Here is a 24,598-nt window from a genome sequence, read left to right as displayed (position 1 = left end):
AGGCAATACGTTGTGGTACCCCAAAAACAGCAATCTGGGTTGATCGCCAACCTCAAAAACATCCCGGCTGATTTTTCGCTCTCTGCCGTTATCGTCGGCCTGATCGCTACGATGGTGTCGTATGCGGGGCCGCTTCTGATCGTGTTTCAGGCAGCGCAAGGCGCGGGCCTCAGCGAAGCCGAGCTGTCCTCCTGGATATGGGCCATCTCGATCGGCAGCGGCCTGACCGCGATTATTCTCAGCATCTGGTTCAAAACGCCAGTCATTACGGCATGGTCGACGCCTGGTGCCGTCCTGCTCGTATCGAGCCTGACCGTCTATCCGTACAGCGATGCGATCGGGGCGTACCTGTTTTCCGCCGCCGTCATCACCCTGCTCGGCGTCTCCGGCTTGTTTTCCATCTTGATGAAATACGTGCCGCAGTCGATCACGACCGCGATGCTCGCCGGGATACTGTTGTCCTTTGGCGTCGATGTGTTCGTTTCGATGCAACATTTGCCTGCCCTGGCTTTGCCGATGATTTTTTGCTACCTGTTCGCCAAGCGCTGGTCTCCGCGCTACGCGGTCGTGCTCACGCTCCTGGTCGGGCTGGCCGTCGCCTTCGCGATGGGGCGCCTGCAGCTCGATTCCGTCCAGATGGCGTTGGTCAATCCCGTGTTCACGCTGCCGACCTTCTCGCTCGATGCGATTGTCGGCCTGGGGATTCCGCTGTGCATCGTCACGATGGCTTCGCAGAACGCGCCGGGAATCGGCGTCCTGAAGGCAGACGGCTACGACACGCCTGCAAGCCCGCTCGTAGCCACGACCGGGATCGCTTCGCTCTTGCTCGCTCCGTTTGGCTCGCATGGGATCAACCTCGCTGCGATTACGGCTGCCATCTGCACGGGAAAAGAAGCGCACCAGGACCTGTCGAAGCGCTACATTGCGGGAATTGCCTGCGGTGCCTTTTACCTCGTGTTCGGCATGTTTGGCGCTACGATCACCTCTGTCTTTTTCGGGCTGCCGAAGGAGCTGATCGCCGTCATTGCGGGACTGGCTTTGTTCGCTTCGCTCAGCTCGAGCCTCGCCCAAGCGATGAGCGATATCAAGGAACGGGAATGCGCCCTCGTCACCTTCCTCGTCACGATATCGGGCATCTCCATCGGCGGGATCGGCGCCGCCTTCTGGGGGCTGATTGCGGGAGTGATTACGAATTTGATTTTGAATGGAAACGTGCGCAAGTGGTTCGTGCGGCGGAAAAAGGACGCGCGGCCGTTGGCTTAGTTGGGCTGCTTTGCAGGAAATGTCTCCCTGTACATGGGAAATCTGGCCTACGCCCCCTTTCCAGCTCTTGATCCATCGGAAAAATAAATACATTTTTCTTTCGCAAACTAAAAAGCGGGCGTCCTCTTTGAGAGATACCCGCTTTTTTGCTGCTGCCGTTTCGTCGCGTGAGCCTGCGTGATGAACGCTGTCTTTGCCGTGCCGTTACCGATACAGCCCTTGCTCGCGGGCGTAGTTTCCCCAATGCGGGCGGCTGCCGTCCCGATCGACAAACGGATACTCGTCGGAAAGCCCCCACGTGCTCAGTGCCTGCCCCGCTTTTTCGGCGATGGCGGGATCAGCGGCGAGCGCGGCGACTGCCCGCCCGATATACAGCGGAGTTTCCGACACGATGAAATGCGGATCTTTTTTGACCGCCTCTTTCCACGTCTCTTCCGTCACGCCAAAATAGTCGAGCATCTCCTCTGAACGCAAGAACCCGGGTGTCAGCGCCAGAGCGGTAACGCCATGCGGACGCAGGTCCTCGGCCATCGCCTGAGCCAGATGGATCACTGAAATTTTGGCCAGACTGTAGTACAAGTGCTGGCGATACCGATAGTCGACCCCGTCCGTGATCTCGATGATGAGCCCTTTTTTCCGCTCCACCATGAGCGGTGCGGCATAGTAGCTCGTAATCATATGCGTGTGGACTGCGCGCTGCTGCATCAGCAAACCATCTGCCAAAGAATGCTCCCAAAACGTTTTTCCCCAGACAGTCAACTTCTCTCCGCCCCAGATGTCGTTCACCAAAATGTCGAGCTGGCCGTTTTGCTCTGCTTTTACCCGTTCAAACAGCGCTTTCACTTCGTCTTCCTGCGAATGATCGACTCGGACCGCAATGCCGACTCCGCCGCTGGCCGTCACCAGCTCGGCCGTCTCCTCAATCGTCTCGGGCCGGCCCAAGTCAGACTGCTGGCCTCTCACGCTGCGTCCCGTTACATACACGGTTGCGCCCGCTTCCCCCAAGCCGACGGCAATCCCGCGCCCTGCCCCTCTCGTTCCTCCTGCGACTACTGCGACTTTTCCTTGCAATGCTTTCATCTTTGCATTCCTCCCTTTTCGTTTCGCACCACGCATAAGTGCCTGACGCGCGATGTTACGCTGCATGCCGGCAGTCGGTTGACCACATGGAACAAGTGTAGCGTTTTATATATGACATCGTCTGTCATATTGGGTAAAGTAAAATGAACAGACATAGCAAACGATCTTTTGGTGAGGAGTGATTATCATGCGGGCTGACCGACTGCTCTCGATCTTGCTGCACCTGCAAAATCACGGCCGGATGACAGCCAGGCAACTGGCGGAAAAACTGGAGGTGTCCGAGCGGACGATCCATCGGGACATGGAAGCCTTGAGCGCGTCTGGCGTGCCCGTCTACGCCGAACGGGGCTCTGCTGGCGGATGGGTTTTGGCGGAGGGCTATCGCAGCAATTTGACCGGGTTGAAAACAGATGAACTGCAATCGCTCATGCTATCCTCCCCGTCCGCTCTGTTGAACGACCTGGGGCTTCGGGACGAGTACGAGCAAGCTTTTCTCAAGCTGCTGTCCGCCTTGCCGCAGAGCGTTCAGCAGGACGCCTGGCACGTGCGGCAGCGGCTGCATATCGACGGAGCTGGCTGGCACGAGTCAGATGAATCGTTTCCCCTGCTCGCCACCATCCAGGACGCCGTCTGGCTCGCCCGCAAGCTCTGGGTCCGCTACCAGCGGGAGGACGCGCTTGTCGAGCGAATCGTGCACCCACTCGGACTGGTCGCCAAGCGTAGCGTCTGGTATTTGGTGGCGCAGGTCGACGCGGATATGCGCACGTACCGGATCTCCCGGTTTACGGAGGCACGGGTGCTGGAGGAGTCTTTCGTCCGGCCTGAAAACTTTGATCTCGCCAGCTATTGGGAAGAATCGACGAAACAGTTCAAGGCAAGCCTTCCGCGCTATCCGGCTGTCATTCGCGTCCGCGAAGAGGCGCTGCCCCGGCTGAAACAGGAGCGCTACGTAAAAATAGCTTCCATCCAATCCGTTGCCACAAACGGTTGGCTGGAAGCCGAGGTGGAATTTCATACGCTGGACTCTGCCTGCATTTTGGTGCTCGGATACGGTCCGGCGCTCGAAGTGCTGCAGCCGGATGAGCTGCGGGCAGAAGTCGTAGCGAGTGCTGCTGGTATCTTGCGGTTGTATGGGGGCGGGGGCCTTGCCAACTGAGGTCTGGCTGACCGCTTAACTGATCGCGCGACTTTCCGCTTGCCTGTTCAAACGACTAACCGCTTGCCTGTTCGCTCGGCCTTCCGCTTGCCTGTTCGCTCGGCCTTCCGCTTGCCTGTTCGCTCGGCCTTCCGCTTGCCTGACCGCCGCTTAGCTTACGCTCGCGGCGTCAGACGGCCGCGTTTCTTTTCCGTACACGAGCAGGACGGTTGTGCCGACGAACAGCACGATCGTAAACACGCTGAAAATGAATGTATAGCTGTAGTGCAAGGCCGAATAGTAGCCGACGAGATAAGGCGCGATAATGCTGCCAATCCGCCCGATGCCGGAAGCGACGCCAGAGCCTGTCGCGCGCAGAGGCGTCGGGTAGTTTTCCGGCGTGTAGGCGTACAAAGCGCCCCAAGCGCCGAGATTGAAAAAGGAGAGCAACGCGCCTGTGACCAGCAGCTCGGTCGTCCCGCTGCTCTGCCCGAAGGCGAACGCCATCACGGCGGTCATCAACAAAAAGGTTGCCAGCGTCTTTTTGCGGCCCCAGTTTTCCACGAGGTACGCTGCGGCGAAGTAGCCCGGCAACTGCGCCAAGGTCATAATGAGGACGTACTGAAAACTTTTAATCATCGTAAAGCCTTTGTCCACGAGCACGGACGGCATCCACAAAAACATGCCGTAGTAGGAAAAGGCGATGGCGAACCAGACCGCCCACAAGGCGATCGTTTCCCGCTTGTGCGAGGTGAGCAGCTTCTGCAGCGGCACCTGCTCGGCGCGCTGCTGGAACTGGGGCGATTCGGGAATGGCCCTGCGCGCGTACCACGCGTACACAATCGGCAAGGCCCCGATGATGACCGCCACTCGCCAGCCGTACTCCGGGATGATGAAGTACGAGATCACCGCTGCCGCGATCCAGCCAACGGCCCAAAAGCTTTCCAGCAGCACGACGGTACTCCCGCGTTTTTCCGGGGGTGCGAACTCGTTGACGAGCGTGGAGGCAACAGGCAGCTCTGCGCCCAGGCCCAAGCCCATCAAAAAGCGGAAGAGCAGCATGGTGAGAAAGCCTGTGGCAAAAGCGCTGGCGAAGCTGGCCGCGCCAAACAGCAGGAGTGTGAGGAGAAAGACTGGCTTTCGCCCGATCCGGTCTGCCATGTAGCCGCCTGCAATCGCCCCGATAGCCATGCCTACGAGGTTGCCGGTCCCCAAGAGGCCGGCTTCTTCCGGAGACAATCCCCATTCTTGCCTGAGTGCAACCATAATAAATGATAAAAGGGCAACATCCATCGCGTCGAACATCCAGCCAAAGCCGGCTGCCCAAAACACTTTTTTGTAAGGTGCTGACATTTGTTTTCCCTGCTTTCTTTTCGTTTGCGCGCATTCACGCCTTGTAAACATTTCGCGTGTCGTTCGTTTTTCCTGCCCGCAAATAAAAGTTCGACGATTTGCAGCTAGTTTTTCCCTTTGGGTGGGAAGTCATTAGTTTTTTGATGTGGGGGAAGAAGTTTAGCCAGGGTTTATTAGTTATTTTGAATCGTTGAAAGTGGTTACTAAAAGCCCTTTATCGCGGCCATAGTGGTGGCGAGGAAAGAGGAGAAATCGCTGTAGCTTCTTGGGCTCCCTGCGCGGAAGCTTCACTGCCCGGCTCCGGGGAAAAAGCGAAACCGCGTCCAAAGTGGTCCTTTCGAGGATGTAGCTCAGAGTGGACGCTTAAAAGCGTGTTTCGCTTTTTCCCCTCCACCTCGGTTGGGTTCCCAAAGAGCTTTCGCTTATTTCTTCTCTTTCCTCGTCAGGGGCTTGCGGGGGTGGGCGGGGGTTAAAAAAACTTTAAAAGCTTGGTTGAGAATGCAAATTCGTGGGTACTTGGTGTCTTTTTCATAAACGAATCATGCAGTCTGGTTCATTTGCAAAAATCGCACAAAAATCGACGCTACTTCCCTCTGGCGTTTGCTTTTCATGTCAGTTTAACAAAGGCCGACCTTGAGCGGTTTCTCCTGTTTCCTCTCCGCTACAGCAACGATCAACTCCCTTTCTTTTAAAAACCCAATCGAGCCAAGCCCCCAGCTCCACAGAGGAAACAGGAGAAACAAGCGAAGGTCTTTGGGACTCCCACCCAGCCGGAGGGGAAAAAGGAAAACACGCCTTTAAGCGGCCACCTTGAACACACTCCCCTGAATCCTCGACTTTGGACGCGGTTTTCCTTTTTCCCCGCAGGCGGACAGTCCTGCTTCCTCGCTAGAGGCCCAAGCACCTTGAGCGGTTTCTCCTGTTTCCTCCCTCCGCTACAGCAACGATCAACTCCCTTTCTTTTAAAAACCCAATCGAGCCAAGCTCCCCGGCCCCTCAGAGGAAACAGGAGAAACAAGCGAAGGTCTTTGGGGCTATTACTGAGGTGGAGAGGAAAAAAACAAGCCAGAACAACGTCACTTGTTCTGACCTGCAAAAACGATCAATGCGCAGACGCGCCCTGGCCTTCCCATCCTTCTTTTTTCGGCGGGACCGCCCGCTTGATAAACAACGAAATGAGCCAGGCAAGCACGACAAGCGCGAAAGCGAGCAGGAATGCGCTTTTCATTCCTGCCATCATGGCGAGCACCTTTTGGGTGGCATCTGCTTCTGCTCCCCCGACCTGCTCCAAGTAACGGCTGGTGCCGTTTGTCATGATCGTGACCAGCAGAGCCGTCCCGACTGCTCCCGACACTTGCTGCAGCGTGCTGATAATGGCGGTGCCGTGCGGATAAAGCTGCGGCGGCAGCTCGTTCAAGGCGTTGGTCATGACCGGCATCATCAGCATCGAGATGCCCAGCATCAACAGCGTGTTCAAGATCATGATGGTCGCATACGAAGTAGACAAGGTAATAAAAGCGAATTGCCACAGCGTGTTGCCGACGAGCGCCAGGCCGATGACAGCCAGCCATTTGGCCCCGAACTTGTCGAACAGGCGCCCGGTAATCGGCGACATGATCCCCATGACGATCCCGCCCGGCAGCATGACGAGTCCTGCCTCAAACGGGCTGTAGCCCAGTGCGTTCTGGAGGAAGATCGGCAACAGCATCATTGCGGAAAACATCGCCATCATGACGATCATCATGATGACAGTCGACATCCGAAATACTTTATACGTAAAAGTGCGCAGATCAAGCAGCGGCTCGGCCAGGCGCAACTGCCGCCAGGTGAACAGGATGAGGGCGACAACCCCGATGGCGATCGGCCAAAGCACCTCGTTGCTCCCCCAGCCGCCAGAACCTTCTCCCGCGCTGCTGAAGCCAAACACGATGCCCCCGAAGCCACAGGTAGACAGCAGCAGCGAAAGCACGTCTACGCGCGGGCGAGAAGTTTCCGTCACGTTTTTCAGTCGGAAATAGGCGAAAGCGATCACGAACAAAGCAATCGGCAATACGCCGTAAAAGAGCGCGCGCCAACTGAAATGTTCGACGACGATGCCGGACAGCGTCGGTCCGATCGCCGGTGCAAACGTAATGACAATCCCGATCGTTCCCATCGCGGAACCGCGTTTTTCAATCGCGACGACGGACAGCACCACATTCGTCAGCAAAGGGAACAACAGCCCCGTTCCCGCAGCTTGCAGCACCCTGCCGACCAAAAGCAGGCCGAATCCCGGCGCAATCGCCGCCGCGAGCGTCCCCAGCGCGAACAGCCCCATCGCAGACAAAAACAACGCCCGCGTTGTAAACCGTTGAATGAGAAAGGCGGTAATCGGGATCAATACGCCGATCACCAGCAAATAGCCCGTTGCCAGCCATTGCGCCTTGCTAGGAGAAATGCCGATGTCATCCATAATTTTCGACAAGGCCACGTTCAGGAGCGTCTCGTTGAGAATGGCTACAAAAACGCCGAGGATCATGACCATGACGACGAGGAAGTTGCTCCTGCTCCCGAACGTCCCTCCGCTCTGCTTTGCATCTTGATGATTTTCCACTTGGTTTCTCCTTTCGATCGTCCAATTGCGAGTTTGCGCACTCACTTCATCTCTTCTCTAAATCGGTAACCCATCCTATCCTACCATGACCCATAGCTTGTGATTTCTTTTCGATTGCTATGATGCCAAGATCAATAAAACTGCCTCCAGTCGGAAAGCAACCGCAAAGAGCGCAGTTGGTCGTCAGCCCGCTGTGCAGACTCGCGAAATTCGCTCGGCGATACGCCCACTTTTTCGGCAAATCGGCTGGAAAACGTCCCAAGGCTCTGCTGCCCGATTTCCCGGCCGATATCGCGAACGCTCATGTTCGTGCGCAGCAGCAAATCCTTCGCCTTCTGCAAGCGCATCGAGGAGACGTAGTACAGCGGAGACAGGCCGATCCTTTCCTTGAAAATACGCGCAAAATGGTATTGGCTGTAGGCAACATGACTGGCCAAACGGGAAAGTGGCAGAGGTTGACTGCATCGTGCTCGTGATGACGGCGTCTTTTCGGCGGATGAAAACCGTCGTCACGTCCCGGTACGGCTTCGGCACCGCATGCAGATGAACTTGCCCGCTTTCAGCCATGTGCCGTACCGCCGACCTGGGCAAAATCGTCATGCCGATGCCTGCTGCGACACCGCCGATGACTGATCGGCCCCGTCACGAACGCCCGTCCAGCTCCACATCGAGTACGTGCTGGAGCAGACGCTCGGTTACGCCAGCCGTAAGCGAGAGATCGACCTGCGGATACCGGCTGCAATAGGCCGACAACAGGTCAAAAAGCCGATTGATCGTCTCGACCATGCCGATGGAAAGCACGCCGGACGGCACGGACGTCTGATGAAAAAATCGGTGCATATCCTCCATTTTCGCCAAAATATCGCGCGAAAAAGCTTATGGGAGAAACAGGCACGATCGCTGCCTCCATCATGGAAGTGCTCATGCCGATGATCCCCATCGCGCTGCTTGCCCTGCATACCAGAAAATGGCCGCCGGCTTATGCGATCACGAGCATTGCCATCGCTTTGGCCGGGGCGCTCTTGGTCATTACAAACGGGAGCCTGGCCTTCTTCGTCACGGCAAGCGACCAGCTTTTCCCGCTGCTGCTCATCTTCACAGGCGTCGTCGGCTGGGTCGTCTACTCGATGGGGAGCGCGCGTTTTGGCGGCTGGTCGACGCTGCGCTACTCGACATTGACGTGCTTGCTCGGCACAGGCGTCTCTTTTGGCGTGGTCGCGACTGCCACTCTGCTTCAATGGATACCCGCCCCGAGCTGGGAAAGCATCAGCTCGATCCGCTATGAAATGGCCTTCATGGTCCTGCTGCCGGGACTAGTCGCCCTGTTAAGCTGGAATGAAGGGATAAAAAGGCTCACTCCGCTCAACGGGATCTTGTTCATCAATCTGGTTCCGGTCACGACGTTTGCCTTGATGGCGCTTCAAGGCTACGAAATCAGCATGTTCGAGTTTTACGGCACGTTGCTGGTCATTTTTGCCCTGATCCGCAACAACCATTTTCAGCGAAAACAGCTCCGATACGGGAAAAGGCCGGAAAAAACCAAGCGGGCCGGGGTACCGACTGCGTGATTCATCTATCGGGACGATCAGCCGAAAAAACAACGGGATTCGCGAGAGCATGCCCTGCCCTTCGCGAATCCCTGTTTCTGCCAATCAGCTATCCTGTTTTCGCCTCGCCGCCGCTCATCGCTTCTGTATATGCTGCAAGCTGTTTTGCAAGACCTGCTGGAATGGCTCAGCGACGATTTTTCTCCAACTGAGCACTTCTGGCCACTCCCTTTGCGGCTCGTCCACCCCGATATACACCAAAACTTTCGGATCGTCACTGGGCGCAAATCCGATCACGGAAACAACGTACTTTCCGGTTGCGTTCCCCTGCTGATCGGTCTTCTCTATCACACTAGGCTTTCCCGCTACCGAATAATCTTCCTGCGCAAGACGAAGGCCAACTCCGGAGCCGTGAACGCGGTTGACCACAGAGTCCAATATGTCGCGAACTTTTTCCGCCGTTTCCTCCGAGACGACCTGGCGGATCATGTAACGGCTGTTCTCCCCCGCTCCCGCCTGTTTAAACAGATGCGGCTGCATCAGTTTTCCGCCATTGGCGATCGCCCCCACCGCAGCAACCTGTTGCAGAGGAGTAACCGCACCGCCCAGCCCCGTGGCCGCCAAAGCTACCTGGCGCGGCTCGTCCAGCTTGGGAAGCTGCCCCGCCTCTTCATCTGCCACCCCTGCCCCAGTTTTTTGCCCGAAGCCAAATCGCTGCAAATATTGTTGCATCGTCTCCCGCTGCAATCGTTCGTGGGCAAGCTTGGCGAATGCCACATTCGAGGAACGAAGAACTCCTTCCAGATAGGTGATTTTCCCCCAGCCGATGCCGTTGTTGAAATCTTTGATCGGTTCGCCCGGAATATCGGTGTACGTCCCGGATTCGTAAATTTCGCGCGGATCAAACTTGCCTTCCTGTATCGCTGCCGCCAGCGTCACAATCTGATAGGCCGCGCCGGGGTCAGGCATTGCTTTTACCGCGCCGTCAAAACGACTTTCGCTTTCATCCTTCCCCCGACTGCCTATCCCCAAAATCTCGCCGCTGTTCGGGTCGGCGACGATGACTGTCACGCTTTTCGGACGCACAGCTTCGTGCGTCTGCGCGAGCGCCTTTTCCACATACGACTGGATTTGCGAGTCGATCGTCAGCACAAGGTCTGTCTCCGTCGCTCCCGCAGCCGGCCGACTCTCGCCCTCTGTCTTCTGGCTACCGGGAGGGGATGGAGCTTGTGACGGGGGCAGAAACGGAGAAGCGAGCCACACCGCTGCCAAAAAAGCAGCGATCCCTCCGATAGCTTTGCGGGACGTTGTCCGTCCTTTCCGCTTTTCGAGCAGCGCCTTGTCCTGGCGAAGCTGACGAATGATGTCGCGCTGCTTGTCCTCCTCCATGCTGAGCCTCGGAAATGATTGCAGCAGCCTGCTAATCTCTTTTTCTTCAGAAGATGACGTCATGTAGCTGGACCTCCTTGCCGCGATTGCGCATTCGTTTTTGCAGCTCTTTGACTGCCCGGTGCAGCGTGGTGCTCACTTTTGCTTCGCTCCACCCCAAAATTTCGGCTGTCTCCTCCGTCGATACGCCTTCGATCAGGCGCAAGATCAAAACTTCGCGATACGTCCTTTTGAGCTGGTTCATCGTCTGGTACACCTCTTGTAGCTGCTCCTTTAACACCAATGCTTTCTCCGGCGTGCGCTCCCTGGAACGGAGAAACCGGAGGATCGACTCCGGGAACCAGTCGATCATTTTTTGCTTGCGCAGATGGTCGATCGCCGTGTGCCGCGCGATCGCAAGCAGCCACGTCCTGGGCTGCGCCCTGCCTTCATAGCCGGACAAGGCTTTCAGCGCCTTCGTGAATACTTCCTGAACCAAATCCTCCACGTCTCTTCGGCCTGTAAAATAGGCCAGGTACTGGTACACATCGTTGCCGTATCGTAGAAACCATTGCTCGATTCTGTCATCCGGCTCCATTGCTTCGCTCCTTCATCTAACGTTGTTCTTATTGATTAGACGAAAAAATAAAATTTGCTTACATTTTTTGCGCAAAAAAAGAAAAAGCCGCCAGCTCCACAGCCAGGCGGCCTTGCTCGATCTCTTATTTTATTTCGTTCAAGCGCTCTTCCAAACGGTCCCACGTCTCCGTGATGCCTTGCAGCATGCCCATGTCCATGACCGTCTTGAGCGCCTCTGCGGACGCGTATTCCGCCCGGTTGACCAGCTTCGTTTTGCCGTCCACGTCGATAAATTCCAGCGTGACCTCTGTCGACGGCAGCGACTCGTCCACGTTTCCTTCTGCATCGGAGAAGTAGTCGAGGTAGACGATCTTGTTCGGCTCGTCGATCTCCTTGTACACGCCTTTGCCCCACGATTCCCTGCCGTAATACTCGCCGTGGCTCTGATCGGCACACTTCATGCAGTAATGCCAGACGCCTTCCGGGCGAAAATCAATGTGGCAAACCGGAACCTCCCAGCCTCTCGGTCCCCACCAGCGCTTGAGATGCTCCGACTCTTTAAACATCTGGAACACAAGCTCGCGCGGTGCGTCGAAAACACGCTCCAGCACCAGTACGCGATCTCCTTCTACTCTCGACACCATTGCGTTTCTGGACATGACGATTCCTCCTCGTTTTTGTACACTCTAGAATTTTTCCTTGTTCTGCAATTCCCGCAAGTAGTCTTCCAGATTGTCGTACCTTTGTTCCATGATGCGCTGGAATGATTTTACCCAGGCATCGAGCGCCTGGAACGGTTCCGGCCGCAGTCGGTAAATCCGGCGGTTCGCCTCGGCTTTGGCTTCCACAATTCCGTTGTCGCTCAACACCTTCAAGTGCTTCGAGGCTTGGGGCTGGCGAAGTCCGAGCCGATCGGCAATCTCGCCCACAGTCAAAGGACCGTCGCGCAAAAGCTCTACGATCTGCAGACGATTCGGTTCAGCCAAAGCGCCCAGCGTTGTCATGCCCATGTCCGGATTGTTCCCTGACATGTCATTCACCTCATTACATGATGATTTCTCGGTATTTTCTCATCTCCTTTGCCACTCCGGTCATCTGTCTGTTATCCACAATATACGCGATAGGGAATATTCTCGTAAAGGAATATTTTAAAAAAGGAAACGCTCGTCTGTCCAACAGTCTTCCCCAAAAAAAGAAGCCGGAAGAAACATTGCGTTTCTTTCCCGCTTCTACTGTGCCGAGCGCATGGTTATTGCTTTTTCAGCAACATCGCCCCGATCTCCCCAAGCAGCATTTCCTTGCCGATTGGGCCAAACGCTTTGATGTTGAACGTTTCGTTCGTCACTTCATAAAGATGGCCTTGTTGAACGGCTTTGTTGCTGTTCCAAACCGGGCTCTTTTTCAGCTCTGCGTAAACCTCATCCGCTTTGCCGCCGAAGTTGACGAGGAACAGATGGTCCGGCTGAAACTTCGACAGTCCTTCCAGCTCGACCATTTCCATTGTTTTATCGGCAGGTGTTCCCGCTGCCGGCTTTAAGCCGAGATCCGAGAACAGGATGTCCGCATAGCCGTAGTTTCCGTACACGCGGAACAGTTTCGGCGTTACAGCGAGGAACATGAAGCTCTGGTCGCCGTATGTCTGCTTGAGCTGCTCGCGCATTGTTTTCGTCTTCTCGTCGTAGCCAGCCAGCCATTTGTTCACATCTTCTTCCTGTCCGAACAGGCGGCCGATAAGCGGCAGCAACCGCTTGCGATCAGCGAAACCGTCACGTCCGTTTGTTTTTTTGCCGTGCCTGTTCTTGCCTGTGCCAAAAAACAACAGACTGGCGGCGGTCCGCGAATCCGCTTCGGACGATGCGTGTTTTATGCGATCAGCAAGGAGACGAACGCTTCCCGGTCGAGGTTGCCGAAAAACTCCTGCAGGTTGACGCCGGCGAGCCGCTCGCTGACAGACGCGCGATCATACGGCGTATCGCGCAGCAGTTCCTCCAACTCGGCTACGTCTCGCACGCCGAAGAAGTCTCCGTATATTTTCGCTTCCTTGATTTTTCCCTTCTCGATATCGAGCTGCACCTCAATGCTGCCAATGTTCTCAAACCGCTTCGTCTGGCGGTAGTTGCTCTTCGGCGATTTGCCGTAGTTCCAGTCCCAGCTCTGGTAGCGGGCTTTGGACAGCTCGTGAATCTTCGCCCAGTCTTCGTCGGTCAGCTTGTATTCCTCGACCTGGCCCTCCCCGAAAATGGAATGGAGAATCGCCAGGCGAAACTCTTCAATCGTCATCGGCTGCGGCAAAAACTCGGAGATGTTGGCGACGCGGCTGCGAATGGACTTGATGCCCTTCGACTGGATTTTCGCGGCGTTTACTTTCAGGGCAGACACCACGTTTTCCATTTCGGAGTCAAACAGCAGCGTGCCGTGGCTGAACATCCGGCCTTTGGTCGAATACTGCGCATTGCCGGAAATTTTCCGCTCTCCGACCTGAATGTCGTTGCGTCCGGTCAGCTCCGCCTCGACGCCCAGCTTTTTCAGCGCCTGGACGACCGGCTCGGTGAATTTGCGGAAGTTGTGAAAAGACTCGCCGTCGTCGTTGGTGATGAAGCTGAAGTTGAGGTTGCCGAGGTCGTGGTAGACGGCTCCGCCGCCAGACAGCCTGCGCACGACGTGGATGTTGTTTTCCTCGACGTAGGCGGCATTGATTTCTTCGATCGTGTTCTGATTTTTTCCGATGATGATCGAAGGTTCATTTATGTAAAACAACAAGTAATCTTCGCTTGCGGGCAAATGTTTCAGCGCGTATTCCTCAATAGCCAGATTGATGCGGGGGTCTGTAATGCCTTGGTTATCTATGAATTTCATCACGCAGCCTCCATCCCAATTCGTTCTCTCTCTTCTATCATACCACGACTCGCTGGCAAACACTGCAAGATCGCCTTTTCTCCATTCCTGAACATTGCCAGGCAGACTTGCTACACATCGTTCGGAAAAATTTAAAATTTTCTGCTGAATTAGACTAAATCTATTTCTAGCTTTTGTCGATAACTATACATAGGTATTTTAGACTAAACCTAGACGAATCTTTTTCCCTACTGTGCGTCTATGAAAAATGGTCGGCCCGTCGAGATCATCTTGGTGTTTCATTCATCCGAAATCTTATGAAGCAGTGAGGTGTTCAGTTTTATGAAAGCAGTCCAGCATTCCCAATCCGTATCATTGCGTACCAAGCTCGTGATGATGTGTCTGCTGCTGCTGGCAATCCCCAGCCTTATCATCGGCTTTCAAGGCTACAACTCTGCCAGCGCTGGACTGAGCGAACTAGGTTCGCGCATCCTGAAAAACAACGTGCATCTGACGATAGAGATGATCGAAGTCCTGCAAAAACAAGTCGACGCAGGCAAAATCAGCATAGAAGATGCACAAGAGCAAGTGAAGCAGCACATCCTCGGTCCGAAGCAAGCGGACGGAACACGAACGATCAACCCGAACATCGACTCCGGTGCGAGCGGCTACATGTTTGTACTGGACGAAAAACGTCCCCAGCAGAGCCATTCCTTCCATTCCCTTTTTCATGCCCATTTCCCCCCTCCTGCTGGATCGGTTTTCCGGTCCTGCATACGCTTTGTGACGCTGTGAATGCCTTTCGTTTTAAAAAAAGCAGACACTGTTTACAAGATTACGCCTGAAAAATTCCCTTTCAAAACTTCTTTCTCATGCTGATTTTTACATAAAAAGGATGCACAAATAGCCGTTCGATTCGCTTGCTTTTCAAATCGCTCAATGGTGACCTCACAAATGATTGTATCTCCCGTAAATACCGGCCTGATAAACTCAAAATTCATCGTGCGGGCGAGTACGTTGTAATCTCCCCCTACTTTGGTTGGCAAGGTAGCAGTTAATAACCCTTGGACGACCAGCCTTCCCTGTTCGTCCGGGGTAACATGATGAACTCCTTCATCACCGGAAATTTTCGTAAACCCTTTCACGTCTTCTGCCGTAAAAGTTCGTTCAAACGTGATAACCTCTCCCACTTTTAATGACACAGGAATCTCCTCCCTTATTTTCGAATGCCGACTGATTCGCGCTCGTCCAGATAACTTCGCTCAATCATCTACATGGCCTGCGTCCTCCGCCATTCACATGCGACAAATATTCAAAGGCAGTTGTTCCATACACGCTTTTAAAGTGTTTATTTACATGCGCCAAATCAACAAAACCACATTCGGCGACTGCTGAATAAATATCTCTCTTTTTTTCTATGAGTTGTTTGGCACGTTCTATCTTGCAATTAAGAAAGTACTGGTATGGTGAAATTCCGGTATGCGCCTGTTCCGGATGAAAAAGCATCACACCATTTTGATACAATAATTGCAAACTGCCATCCAACGTATAATGTTGAATCCCCCGCAATGTGACACCGATTGCATATTCCTTGTGGGAATGCTTTTTATACGTAAACTCCGTAATACTTGCCGCTAGGGCAGTAATACCTGCCGATTTTTTATAGATAAATTTGTCCATCCCGGTTCACCTCTTCCTTCGCTTCCCTACACCCATATCATTATGGCAGCATAAACCAAAAATAACGCCATGATTACATTCACTGTCTTTTTATGCTTCTGTAAAAACTGCCTGAAGATTGTACCGAAAACAATCCAGGTAATCATCGTTATCGCGATCACACTGAGAGTCACCGCAGGCATAGCGTTGTAGTAGGGCATGATATAGCTGGGAAAAACATTTAAAAACTGCATAAGGAAGCCGGTCAGAAAGGGGCCGGTCTGGTTTACAGTTCGGTCTGATGAATCCATTTTGTAAATTTGGTAAGCGAGATAGAACATATAAATGGTTCCGATTATCTGCATGATAATGAAAATTTTGGGGATGATCGTCGCCAGCATCGTATTCAACGTACCAGAAACAGCAAGTAAGATTCCAAAAGCAATCGTTGCTCCATACGTATATTCCCTTGCCTTTTTTGTCCCAAAATGATTCACTGTGGACAATATGACGATGTTAGTAGGTCCTGGTGTAAACGTAACAATAAAACAGTAAATTAGCAAAGATGTAATATTCATGAGAAAAACTCCTTTCAGGATTCTCATGTAATTTACACCTTAAAATGAATGGCGATATAGTACATTATTGCAGGATGCCGATACGTCTGTTGTGTAATATCATTGCGCAGCCAATGCCTCGGGCATTTTTTCGCCGTTGTCTTCGCACACACACTTCGTTTATGATCGAATCATGAATGAAAGGAGTGTGTCGCCAAATGAACACTAGCCCGAATATTGCGGAAATTGCCTCCCTGATCGGCGAGCCGTCCCGCGTCTCCATGCTGGTCAGCCTGATGGGCGGCAAAGCGCTTCCGGCTAGCGAGCTTGCCCGCCTCGCCAAGATCACCCCGCAAACAGCCAGCACCCATCTGGCCAAGCTGGTCGAAGGGGGGCTTTTGCAAAGCGAATCCCACGGCAGACACCGCTACTACCGACTGGCAAGCCCCGAGGTCGCTCACGCCATGGAGGCGCTTTTGACGATTGCGAACCCGGCGCCTGTGCGCTCGTTGCGCGAGTCCGAGCAACTGCGGGTGTTGCGCTATGCGCGCACGTGCTATGACCATCTCGCAGGAGAAGTCGGCGTCGCCCTGACGCAAAAAATGATAGAGCTGCGGCTTTTGGAAGCATCCGGCCAAGACTTTGTGCTGAATGAAGCTGGCAAAGTTAAGCTGCAATCACTCGGCGTCGAGGTGGACGCCCGCCCGAAAAGCAGACGGCGCTTTGCCCGCCAATGCCTGGACTGGAGCGAACGCCGCCATCATCTCGCAGGCAGCCTCGGCGCTTCTCTGACCAACCGCTTGTTTGAGCTAGGCTGGATCGAAAGAATTCCCGGCGGCCGGGCTGTACGCGTCACGCCGGACGGCGCGGCCGGATTTCTCGCTGAATTTGGCTTGGAAGTCAAAAGCGGCAAGGAACGCGTCTAGGCGAGCTTTCCTGAGGCCTTACGCTTTCGCCTTTGCCGCATGCGAGGAAGCAAGCAACTGTTTTTGGGGGCCAAACGTCCAGTTGACGAGAAATATGCCCGCAAAAATCAACAGGCCCCCGGCGTACACGTGCCACATGACGACCTCCCCCAGCAGCACCCAGCCCGAGAGCACGCCGAAAAACGGGGCGAGAAACAGAAAAGCGCTGGTGCGGCCCGGATCTCCCTGACTGAGCAAGTAAAACCAGGTGGCGAACTGCACGATGGAAGCCATGATCGCAAGCCACAGCACGATCAACAGCGAAGCAGTGGTCACGATCAGCTTGGGCGTCTCCAGCGTCACGCCCATGAGCAGAAGCAGCAGGCCGCCGAACAGCATTTGATAGGCCGTCATCACCCAGACGTTAAAGCGGACGCCCCACCGTTTGACGAGGATCGTGGCAATCGACCAGGCGAGTGCCGAGCCTAGCCCGAACAACGTCCCCGACTCCCACTGCAAATGAAAGCCGAGCGTGATGAACACGCCGCACAGCCCGATCAGCACCCCGAGCCATTGCGAGAGCCGGTAGGTGACTCTGAGAAACAACGTCCCCCAGATGACGACGAGCAGCGGATTTAGGAACGTCAAGATCGAAGACTCGCCCGCCGTAATCGTGCGCAGGCTCAAAAAGATACAGCCCATGACCGCCGCCGTCTGCAAAAAGCCGATCAAACCAAGCTGCCCCCACTCACGCCCCGATCTCGGGAGCGGTTTTTTCCGTACCCACAGCGCCAGCAACAGCCCGGCGAGCGTAAAGCGCAGACCGACGAGCAAAAGCGGCGAGAAGTAGGCCAAGCCGATTTTTCCTACCGCAAACGACGAGCCCATCAGCGACGTCGTGACCACCACGAGCATTCCGAACCACAACCGATTCATCTCGTTTCCTCCTTCTTGCAAACAGGTAGCAAGTGATACCGTCAGTGTACACAAAGGAAGTTACGATGCGGATCGAAGTGTATAAGTTCGCCGTCGCTACAGCTCGTATTTTTCCACCAGCCTGATCCCGATTCGCTCCAGCAAAAAGGCCAGCGCCTGCCATATCCAGCGCCGATAGGGCGGCAGATGCCTGACGTAGACCGCGGTGTACTCCGGCTCGCCGATCGCGCCCCTGTCCGCCTTGAAGGCGCCGACTCCCGCGCTCTGATGCAGCAGCAGTCCTTCCCGCTCCGCCTCCTGCACCAACAGGCTTGACAGCATCCGGTACAGCCCCGTCTCTCTCGGCAGTCTCGTATCGTAGCCGAACAAAGGCGTGGTCATGACTCCGTTGCGCACGAAGTAGCCGAGAATCCCGTCCAGCCGCCCGTCCTTTTCCAGTCCGATCAAAGTCAAAGTCCGCCTGCGCATCGCCAGCCGGACGAACTCTTCGCTAAACTGCGGGTTTAGCCGCGAGTATTTGTCCAGGTACAAAGCGTTGTACAGCTCGACGATCCGCTCTGCCTGCCCTTCCGCCAGCTCATCGTGGCGCAGGACGCGGTAGCCCGATTTCGCCAGCAGCTTGCGGTCGCGGGACAGCGTATTGCGCACCCGCCACGTGCCCTCGCCCGGCCAATCCGGGTGGAACAGGTAGACGTAGCGGCTCGGCACCATGATGCAGCCCGCTTGCTTCAGACCGCTGTACAGCTCCGGGCACAGCCGCTGGCAAACAGAGCGAAAAGCAATGACGTGGCGCGGGAACTTTTTGGCGCAAAAGCGCGCAATCTCCCCGGCCTGCTCCGCCGTCCAGGCGTGGTACAAATTCGTCGACAACAACCAGTTGTTCACGATCGCAATCTGATTGCAGCGGCTTCTTTTCATCCATAGTCCAACTCCTGCCAGAACGGGGGTAAACAGCCTCTTCAACAGCCGGGAATCCAGCATGTCCAGTTCCTCGCGCGCATAGGCGACAAAGTGCGTGTACGGCGAGCACACATACGAGTTGTCGTACTCCGCGTCATTGACCGTCACAGGCATGACTCGCCCTCCTGCCAGCAGCCCGAGCAACTGCGTGCGCACGTTGTGGACGTGGCGCGTCGGCGTATCTGCCAGAAGCGCCGTCAAATAGTCGCGAGCGTACTCCCCGTCCTCAAGCTGCCCCCAATCCATGCGAGCCAGCTCTTGTGCCTCGCAAAGCCTAATTTCGTCCTTGCTGCTCATCGAACGCAAACACCCTCTCCACGCGCCGCAGTTTTTTCGTGCCCGAGTGAAGCTGGTACGGAACAAAGTCAATCGCTGGCACTTTTCCCCCATGCGAGCGAATGACCGCCGCGAGACTTTGCCGCACTTGCCGCTTTGCGTCCGCCGCCTGTGCGCCGTTCACGAGCAGCGCGACTTCCACCTGCTCCATGCTCAGTTGACGAACCGTATATTCCTCGATCTCGGCAGACGCGGCGATCACCGCCCGCCGGATGAAGTCCGGGAAGATCGAGACGGGGCGGTTCTCGGTTTCATGCCAAAACCAAAACAGATCATCCGAGCGGCCCTCGACCGACTCCAGCGCCATGAAGATTGAACCGCACGGGCACGGCGTGCGCCTTTCCGTCAAAATGTCATTCAGACGGTAGCGGATGATCGGCTGCGTCTCGCGGGAAAAATCGGTCAGGATCGGGAAAAACCGCTCTTTTCGCTCATCGAGGTACTCTTTTTCCATCACCAAAATGTCTTCGTTTACGTGCAGCGTCCCGTGCGCGCAACTGACCGCCAAAAGCCCTTCCGTGCATTGATAAATCTGGTGAACCCGCTGATCGAAGCTCGCCTCGATGTACGCCTCGTCCAGCGGGTCGAGCACCTCCGCCACCGAGATCACTTTCACAGGTGACACCCGCAGGCTTCCTTGCCGCTGCGCTTTTGCCAGCATGCGCAGCATGGACGCCGGGGCCACCAGAACAGTCGGCTGATAGCGATTCAGCCGCTCCAGATGTTCGGCCAGCGCATGCTGCAAGTCGAAAAAGGCGAACTGAATGCGCCGCCTGTCGACCGCCTCGTACAAATTGCTGTTGGCCCGCAGGAAAAAGGCAATCCGCTGCTCGGACCAGAGCTGCCCTGGCAGCGCTTTGGCGAGAATCGTTCCGGCCCACTTCGCCTGTTCCTGTGGCCCGACGAGAAACAGCCCGCGATTGCCGGACGTGCCCGACGACAGGCCGACCGTAATCCCTTTGATCTGCGGCGTGAAGTCGCGCGTGTTCTCCGCCGCAAGCGCGATGCGAAACGCCTCTTCTTTAGCGATGCGCCGCGTGTTCAGTTCGTCAAAATGCTCCATCATCAGCTTTTTGTCAATCGGCGCAAGCTTGCGCCACTCGTCGAGCCGCAGCGTCCCCATCCGTTTCAGGTAAAAGGGAGAGGCCGGCAGCACGCGGGCAAGCAGCGTCTGTACTTGGCGATCCTGCCATTTTTCCAGTTGCTCGCGCGTGGAAAAGCGCCGCGCAAGCCATTTCGTCCGTATGTATTGCCCAAGCAGCGTCATGATCTCCATGAAAAATCTCCGCCCTCTCTCGTCGTCTCCCACACTTCCCCGCAATGGGTCGGCATGATCCGCACGTCCGCGCACTGGCGCGACAACAGGTGCAACCTGTGCAGCTCATCCCGGTATGCCTGGCGATCGGACATGATGAGCCTGGCCAGCGGATGCGGCAGCAAATTGCCCCGGTACGCCTCGCTCGACCAGGCCGCATCTGCGCATAAAAACAGCTCGCCGTGATCGCGGTCGCGCAGGAACAGCCCGAATTGCCCTTTGGCATGGCCGGGGAGGTCGACTGCGAGCAGGCTCCCGTCCGCAAACAGGTCGTACCCTGTCGTATAGGGCGCGTACTTTTGCGGCAAAGCAGTCGGCGCCATGCGGTCAACAAACGTCGCGCGCTCTTCGAAATCATCCGGCATGAGGTCCGGCAAATACGCTTCGCGCACGGCCGCCAAGCCTGTTTTGCCCTTGACGTGCAAATAGGCGCTCTCGAAGCAATACAGCCGGGCGCGCGGAAAATCGCGCAAGCCGCCGATATGGTCGGCGTGAAAATGCGAGAGCAAAATGCCCTGCACCGCGTCCGCCGCGATTCCGTGCCGCGCAAGCTGCGCCCGGACGCTTTGCTCGGCCTGTGTGACGACAGGCGTGATTTTGCTGTAGAGCGAATACGGAAACGCGCTCGTCGCCTCGAAAAACCGCGGCGAGTAGCCCGTGTCAAACAGCCACAGGCCGTGCTCCGGGTGCTCGATCAGCCCGGCGAGCGCATGGAAGCGGATCATTTTCAACTTCCCGCCTTGGCGCGAAAACAGCTCCAACTGGCGGCAGTAGCCCGTATCCAGCCATGTCAGTTTAACGTCCATGCTCCGTCCTCCACCATGCTGCAAAAGTGTCGATCCCTTCCGCGATGCTCACGCGCGGCTTGTAGCCAAGCTCCCGCCGCGCCTTGGAAATGTCCAGCGTCTGCGATTTGGCGAGCACCCCGACCGAGTAGCGCGTCAGCACAGGCTCGCGGTAGCCCAGGACGGTGCGCGAGAGGCTCTCCAGCACCCATGCGGCCGCGTAGGCTTTCCAGTAGGGCACTTCCTTTGCCCGCAGCGGCATGTCCAGCCGCCTGAACACGTCTGTCAGCACGTCAACGAGCGTGACAGGCTCTCCGTTCGTAATGTTGTAAGCTTGCCCAAACGTGCTGCCGGGCGAGTCCATGCACAACAGCAGCGCGTCGACGACATTGTCCACATACGTCAAGTCGATCAGCGCTTTTCCCCCGCCGATCAGCGGGACGTACTTCTGCTCGTTGGCGCGAATCAGCCGCGGCAGGATCGCATTGTCTCCCGGCCCGAACAGCGCGCGCGGCCGAATCGTAATCGTCGGCAGCCCTTCGCGGTACGCCTTGGCCACCGCAAGCTCTGCCAGGTGCTTCGTCTCTGCATATGTATTGGCGAATCGGCGCGGCAACGGCTGCTCTTCCTGGATGCCGTACGCATCGGCAAACGCAAAGTAAATGCTCGGGCTGGATACGTGAACGAGCCGCTCGATCCCGTGCTGCTTGCAGCCTTCGATGACGTGAACGGTGCCGCTCACATTCGTCTCGTACATGTCCCCGTACTTTCCCCATGGCGAGGAAAACGCGGCAACGTGCTGGACAATCTCCTGGCCGCGGCAGGCGTCCGCTACAGCCTGCCTGTCCCGGATGTCGGCGCGGACAAAGCGGATGCCGCGCTCCTGCAGCTTGCGCCCGATCGTTTCATCCCGCCCCAGCGCGGTCACCTCATGCCCCTCTTCGTGCAGCCGCTGCACCAGCTTTTGCCCAAGGAAGCCTGTGCCCCCTGTAACGAGCACGCGTTTTTTCATCTGCCTTTCCCTTCCTTTCCGGTAGAAAAAATCCGCTTTTGGCCGTTACTGCGGCGTTTCTCCGTTCCATTCGATATCGCTCGTACTGCAAGCGAGCAGGCTCGTCTTCGTCCGCAAGCTCTGCCAGGCCAGATCGCCGAGCATCATAAACTGGTCGAAAAACGGCCGCGGGTCCTCCGCGCGAAACAGCACGTCTCTTGCGTTGCACAGGTCGCGGACCCAGCGCGTCCAGCCGCGCCAGTCTTTGACGTTCGCCAGTCCGTAGGTCAGCATCGCCATCGTCAGCATGCAGGTCTGGCCCGCCTGCGGGACGACCGCTTCCGCCCTGCCTTCCGCTCCGCCCTGCGATTTGCCCGCCAAAAAAGCGTCCGCTGCGGCTGTTTGTCCCGCAAACAGATGGATGCCGCTCGTCAGCCTCGGGTTGCACTCGATCACGTACAGCTCGCCTGTCTTGCTCTCGATGAAGTCAAAAGCGATTTGCCCGCTAAGCCGGTGCCTGCGCACAAAGCGGGTGACAAAATCTTTGACGCCTGCGTGCGCGGCATAGGCGAAATGAATCGTCGCCCCCTGCCCCGCCGTATGCACCGTCTCGTAGTCCGCGTACAGCGCAAGCTCCCCTTCGCGCGCGACCGCGTAGCTGCACAACTGGCGCCCCGCGATAAACCGCTGGACGAGCCACGGCTGACGGGCGGAAGGGACTGGCAGCGCAGACAGCCTGGCCCGGGACGGCTCGGAGATGATCTGGACGTGGGCAGCGAATCTGGAGTAGACGGGCTTTAGCACGACCGGGCCTGTCGCCTGGCGAATCGCCGCATCCCGCTCATCTGCCGATTCCGCCCGAACCGTATGCGGAACGAGCGCCCCCGCGCCTCGCGCCAGCTTCCCGAACTCCGATTTGTCATGCAGCGTCCGCAGCACGGCAAGCGGCTCTACCAGCACATCGCCATGCGCAAGCAGACGCTCGCGGCCGTGCGCGACGTAAAAAATTTCCTCGCACGTCGGAATGAGCAGGTCGACCCGTTCCTTGCGCATGATCTGGCACAGCTCGTCGATGTACGCCTCTGGCTGCGTCCTGGGCGGCGGGACGCGATACGAGCGCTGCACGTAGCGGGAATGCGCGCACAAATGCCGGGCCGCGCTCTCGGCCACAATCACGCGCTGTCCCGCTGCACGCAGCAAACGGGCCAGCTCCAGCGTGGCAGGCGCCCTGCCTCCGGTCAGCAAAACCGTCCGCTCAATACGCAAGGACGATGCCCCCGAGCGACAAGCCAGCGGACGTGCCCAAGAGCAGCATGTAGTCTCCCCGCGCCACCCGCTCTTGGCTGATCGCCTCGTGCAGCGCCATCGGGATGGAAGCCGCAATCACATTGCCGTGGTCTTCCATGATGTTGACCATCTGCTCGGCGGAAAAGCCCAGCTTGCCTTGCATGATGCGCAGCGCCATGCCGCTCGCCTGGTGAGGGATCACGGCCCGAAGCTGTTTTTTGCCGACAGCCGCACTGGCGAGCAGGCTGTCTACAAACCCGGTAATCAACTGCGAGGTCAGCCGAAAAATTTTGCGCCCATCCATATCAAAAGCAAAGTCGTCCTCGTACCCGTTCACGTACTCGCGCGGGTGCAGCATCGTTCCGCCGCCGCGAATTTCCGAGTAGTGGGCCCCTTCGCTATACGTTTTCATCGCCGAGCCAAGGATGCGGGACGCCTCGTGATCCGGCGTCCGGCCGACGACCACAGCCGCCGCGCCGTCTCCGAACAGCACGCAGCTTTCTTTTTGCTTCCAGTTCAGTCCCGCCGAGGCGATCTCCGTCGAAACGATCAGCACGCGCTCATACACGCCGAGCGCCATCGTACAGGACATGACATCCAGTGCCGTTACAAAGCTCAGGCAGGTAGAATTGATGTCAAAGCAGGCGATCCCCGTCCCTGCAAGCCCCAGCTCTTCCTGAATCAGCGCCGCCGTGCACGGAATCTCCTGCTGGGCCGTACCGCTCGCGCACACGATGCAGTCGAGCTCTGAAAGCGCGATGCCCGCCGCCGCGACTGCCTGCCGCGCCGCGCTTGCGCCCATCTGTGCCGCAGTTTCCCCCGTCACATAATGTCTGACGCGAACCCCGGATTTCTTTTCCGTCCATCCGGCGGCAAGCCCCAGCCGCTCATCCAGCTCGGCTGCCGTCACTTGCCGTGCAGGCAGGTACTTCCCGGTGCCCAACAACTTGATTCTTCTCTCCATCATCTGGCTCTCCCTCGGTTTTGATGTCTCTCACACTGTATGCCGTCACTTTTATCCATTTTACGAAAAAGAATGGCAGCTTGTGGGGATTATTTCTCAAAAGCAAAAAACTACCTTTCGCCTGTACGCAAAAGGTAGTCTCCAACAAAG

Annotated in this window: 24 protein-coding genes and 2 pseudogenes; 5 read left to right on the top strand and 21 right to left on the bottom strand. The window is 56.5% G+C overall.

From position 1 onward, the window contains the following. The first annotated feature begins 12 nt into the window (after window positions 1-12). On the top strand, window positions 13-1,263 hold the full coding sequence (locus M655_RS06200; protein ID WP_005827448.1) for a benzoate/H(+) symporter BenE family transporter: 1,251 nt from the start codon (window positions 13-15) through the stop codon (window positions 1,261-1,263). Window positions 1,264-1,467: 204 nt separating this feature from the next. Here the strand turns inward: M655_RS06200 and M655_RS06195 are convergent, their stop codons facing one another. After that, window positions 1,468-2,343: an SDR family oxidoreductase gene (locus tag M655_RS06195; protein WP_007783889.1), complete on the bottom strand. Its 876-nt coding sequence runs from the start codon at window positions 2,341-2,343 to the stop codon at window positions 1,468-1,470. A 187-nt stretch (window positions 2,344-2,530) separates the two neighbouring features. Here M655_RS06195 and M655_RS06190 point away from each other — a divergent pair, with 187 nt between their 5' ends. Further along, on the top strand, window positions 2,531-3,499 hold the full coding sequence (locus M655_RS06190) for a helix-turn-helix transcriptional regulator (RefSeq protein WP_025849050.1): 969 nt from the start codon (window positions 2,531-2,533) through the stop codon (window positions 3,497-3,499). Between the two features lie 150 nt (window positions 3,500-3,649). Here M655_RS06190 and M655_RS06185 read toward each other — a convergent pair whose 3' ends face one another. The 4 genes and pseudogenes from M655_RS06185 to M655_RS06170 all read right to left on the bottom strand — a co-directional run bounded on the left by M655_RS06185 (window position 3,650) and on the right by M655_RS06170 (window position 8,264). After that, on the bottom strand, window positions 3,650-4,831 hold the full coding sequence (locus tag M655_RS06185) for an MFS transporter (protein WP_025849053.1): 1,182 nt from the start codon (window positions 4,829-4,831) through the stop codon (window positions 3,650-3,652). A 1,102-nt stretch (window positions 4,832-5,933) separates the two neighbouring features. Further along, window positions 5,934-7,424 carry an MDR family MFS transporter gene (locus M655_RS06180; protein ID WP_026558145.1) on the bottom strand — a complete coding sequence of 497 codons (1,491 nt, stop codon included), beginning with the start codon at window positions 7,422-7,424 and terminating at the stop codon, window positions 5,934-5,936. 134 nt (window positions 7,425-7,558) lie between these two features. Continuing rightward, window positions 7,559-7,882 (bottom strand): annotated as a pseudogene (locus tag M655_RS06175) (helix-turn-helix transcriptional regulator); the annotation flags it as partial. A 184-nt stretch (window positions 7,883-8,066) separates the two neighbouring features. Beyond that, entirely contained in the window at window positions 8,067-8,264 is a 198-nt protein-coding gene (locus tag M655_RS06170; protein WP_026558144.1) for a LysR substrate-binding domain-containing protein, read from the bottom strand. Window positions 8,265-8,296: 32 nt separating this feature from the next. On the opposite strand from M655_RS06170, the pseudogene M655_RS06165 reads away from it, so the two are divergent. Further along, a pseudogene (locus tag M655_RS06165) lies at window positions 8,297-8,992 on the top strand (EamA family transporter); the annotation flags it as partial. A 114-nt stretch (window positions 8,993-9,106) separates the two neighbouring features. Here the strand turns inward: M655_RS06165 and M655_RS06160 are convergent. The 6 genes from M655_RS06160 to lplA form a co-directional block, all read right to left on the bottom strand. Then, window positions 9,107-10,423: a penicillin-binding transpeptidase domain-containing protein gene (locus M655_RS06160; protein WP_007783902.1), complete on the bottom strand. Its 1,317-nt coding sequence runs from the start codon at window positions 10,421-10,423 to the stop codon at window positions 9,107-9,109. Beyond that, window positions 10,407-10,937, bottom strand: a complete 531-nt coding sequence (locus tag M655_RS06155; protein WP_007783904.1) for an RNA polymerase sigma factor — start codon at window positions 10,935-10,937, stop codon at window positions 10,407-10,409. Before M655_RS06155 ends, M655_RS06160 begins: the two co-directional genes overlap by 17 nt. Window positions 10,938-11,061: 124 nt before the next feature. Further along, window positions 11,062-11,577, bottom strand: coding sequence for an SRPBCC family protein (locus tag M655_RS06150; RefSeq protein ID WP_025849060.1), 516 nt, complete (start codon window positions 11,575-11,577; stop codon window positions 11,062-11,064). A gap of 27 nt (window positions 11,578-11,604) precedes the next feature. Further along, window positions 11,605-11,949, bottom strand: coding sequence for an ArsR/SmtB family transcription factor (locus tag M655_RS06145; protein ID WP_026558143.1), 345 nt, complete (start codon window positions 11,947-11,949; stop codon window positions 11,605-11,607). 218 nt (window positions 11,950-12,167) lie between these two features. Continuing rightward, the gene (locus M655_RS06140) at window positions 12,168-12,737 is read right to left on the bottom strand and encodes an ABC transporter substrate-binding protein (protein ID WP_241752962.1); all 570 of its coding nucleotides are present in this window, start codon (window positions 12,735-12,737) and stop codon (window positions 12,168-12,170) included. Between the two features lie 44 nt (window positions 12,738-12,781). Beyond that, entirely contained in the window at window positions 12,782-13,774 is a 993-nt protein-coding gene (gene lplA / locus M655_RS06135; protein ID WP_007781102.1) for a lipoate--protein ligase, read from the bottom strand. Between the two features lie 321 nt (window positions 13,775-14,095). Between lplA and M655_RS06130 the strand changes: the two genes are divergently transcribed. Beyond that, a complete protein-coding gene (locus M655_RS06130; RefSeq protein ID WP_007781104.1) occupies window positions 14,096-14,548 on the top strand; it encodes a cache domain-containing protein in 453 nt (150 codons plus the stop codon). Window positions 14,549-14,580: 32 nt separating this feature from the next. On the opposite strand, the gene M655_RS06125 is transcribed toward M655_RS06130, so the two are convergent. The 3 genes from M655_RS06125 to M655_RS06115 all read right to left on the bottom strand — a co-directional run bounded on the left by M655_RS06125 (window position 14,581) and on the right by M655_RS06115 (window position 15,990). Continuing rightward, window positions 14,581-14,955, bottom strand: coding sequence for a hotdog domain-containing protein (locus tag M655_RS06125; RefSeq protein WP_025849067.1), 375 nt, complete (start codon window positions 14,953-14,955; stop codon window positions 14,581-14,583). Between the two features lie 64 nt (window positions 14,956-15,019). Beyond that, on the bottom strand, window positions 15,020-15,433 hold the full coding sequence (locus M655_RS06120) for an AraC family transcriptional regulator (protein WP_007780284.1): 414 nt from the start codon (window positions 15,431-15,433) through the stop codon (window positions 15,020-15,022). A gap of 26 nt (window positions 15,434-15,459) precedes the next feature. Next, complete coding sequence (locus M655_RS06115) at window positions 15,460-15,990, bottom strand: LysE family translocator (RefSeq protein ID WP_026558142.1); 531 nt, start codon at window positions 15,988-15,990, stop codon at window positions 15,460-15,462. A gap of 197 nt (window positions 15,991-16,187) precedes the next feature. Between M655_RS06115 and M655_RS06110 the strand changes: the two genes are divergently transcribed. Then, the gene (locus M655_RS06110; protein WP_026558141.1) at window positions 16,188-16,895 is read left to right on the top strand and encodes an ArsR/SmtB family transcription factor; all 708 of its coding nucleotides are present in this window, start codon (window positions 16,188-16,190) and stop codon (window positions 16,893-16,895) included. Between the two features lie 18 nt (window positions 16,896-16,913). On the opposite strand, the gene M655_RS06105 is transcribed toward M655_RS06110, so the two are convergent. The 7 genes from M655_RS06105 to M655_RS06075 form a co-directional block, all read right to left on the bottom strand. After that, a complete protein-coding gene (locus M655_RS06105) occupies window positions 16,914-17,810 on the bottom strand; it encodes a DMT family transporter (protein WP_007780273.1) in 897 nt (298 codons plus the stop codon). A 96-nt stretch (window positions 17,811-17,906) separates the two neighbouring features. Next, window positions 17,907-19,067, bottom strand: a complete 1,161-nt coding sequence (locus tag M655_RS06100; RefSeq protein WP_051353958.1) for a GNAT family N-acetyltransferase — start codon at window positions 19,065-19,067, stop codon at window positions 17,907-17,909. After that, window positions 19,045-20,382: a F390 synthetase-related protein gene (locus M655_RS06095; protein WP_026558139.1), complete on the bottom strand. Its 1,338-nt coding sequence runs from the start codon at window positions 20,380-20,382 to the stop codon at window positions 19,045-19,047. Before M655_RS06095 ends, M655_RS06100 begins: the two co-directional genes overlap by 23 nt. Next, the gene (locus M655_RS06090; RefSeq protein ID WP_005827454.1) at window positions 20,370-21,227 is read right to left on the bottom strand and encodes an MBL fold metallo-hydrolase; all 858 of its coding nucleotides are present in this window, start codon (window positions 21,225-21,227) and stop codon (window positions 20,370-20,372) included. Before M655_RS06090 ends, M655_RS06095 begins: the two co-directional genes overlap by 13 nt. Further along, complete coding sequence (locus M655_RS06085) at window positions 21,217-22,218, bottom strand: NAD-dependent epimerase/dehydratase family protein (protein WP_025849078.1); 1,002 nt, start codon at window positions 22,216-22,218, stop codon at window positions 21,217-21,219. Before M655_RS06085 ends, M655_RS06090 begins: the two co-directional genes overlap by 11 nt. 45 nt (window positions 22,219-22,263) lie before the next feature. Beyond that, window positions 22,264-23,463, bottom strand: coding sequence for an ATP-grasp domain-containing protein (locus tag M655_RS06080; protein ID WP_005827457.1), 1,200 nt, complete (start codon window positions 23,461-23,463; stop codon window positions 22,264-22,266). Further along, complete coding sequence (locus M655_RS06075) at window positions 23,453-24,448, bottom strand: beta-ketoacyl-ACP synthase III (protein ID WP_025849082.1); 996 nt, start codon at window positions 24,446-24,448, stop codon at window positions 23,453-23,455. Before M655_RS06075 ends, M655_RS06080 begins: the two co-directional genes overlap by 11 nt. Between the last annotated feature and the right edge of the window lie 150 nt (window positions 24,449-24,598).

Origin of the sequence: Brevibacillus sp. NSP2.1 (assembly GCF_000470975.2) — a bacterium.
In the GTDB taxonomy this organism is placed as follows: domain Bacteria; phylum Bacillota; class Bacilli; order Brevibacillales; family Brevibacillaceae; genus Brevibacillus; species Brevibacillus agri.
The sequence above is the reverse complement of the archived record's forward strand: the minus strand, read 5'-3'. Positions and strand labels throughout refer to the sequence as shown.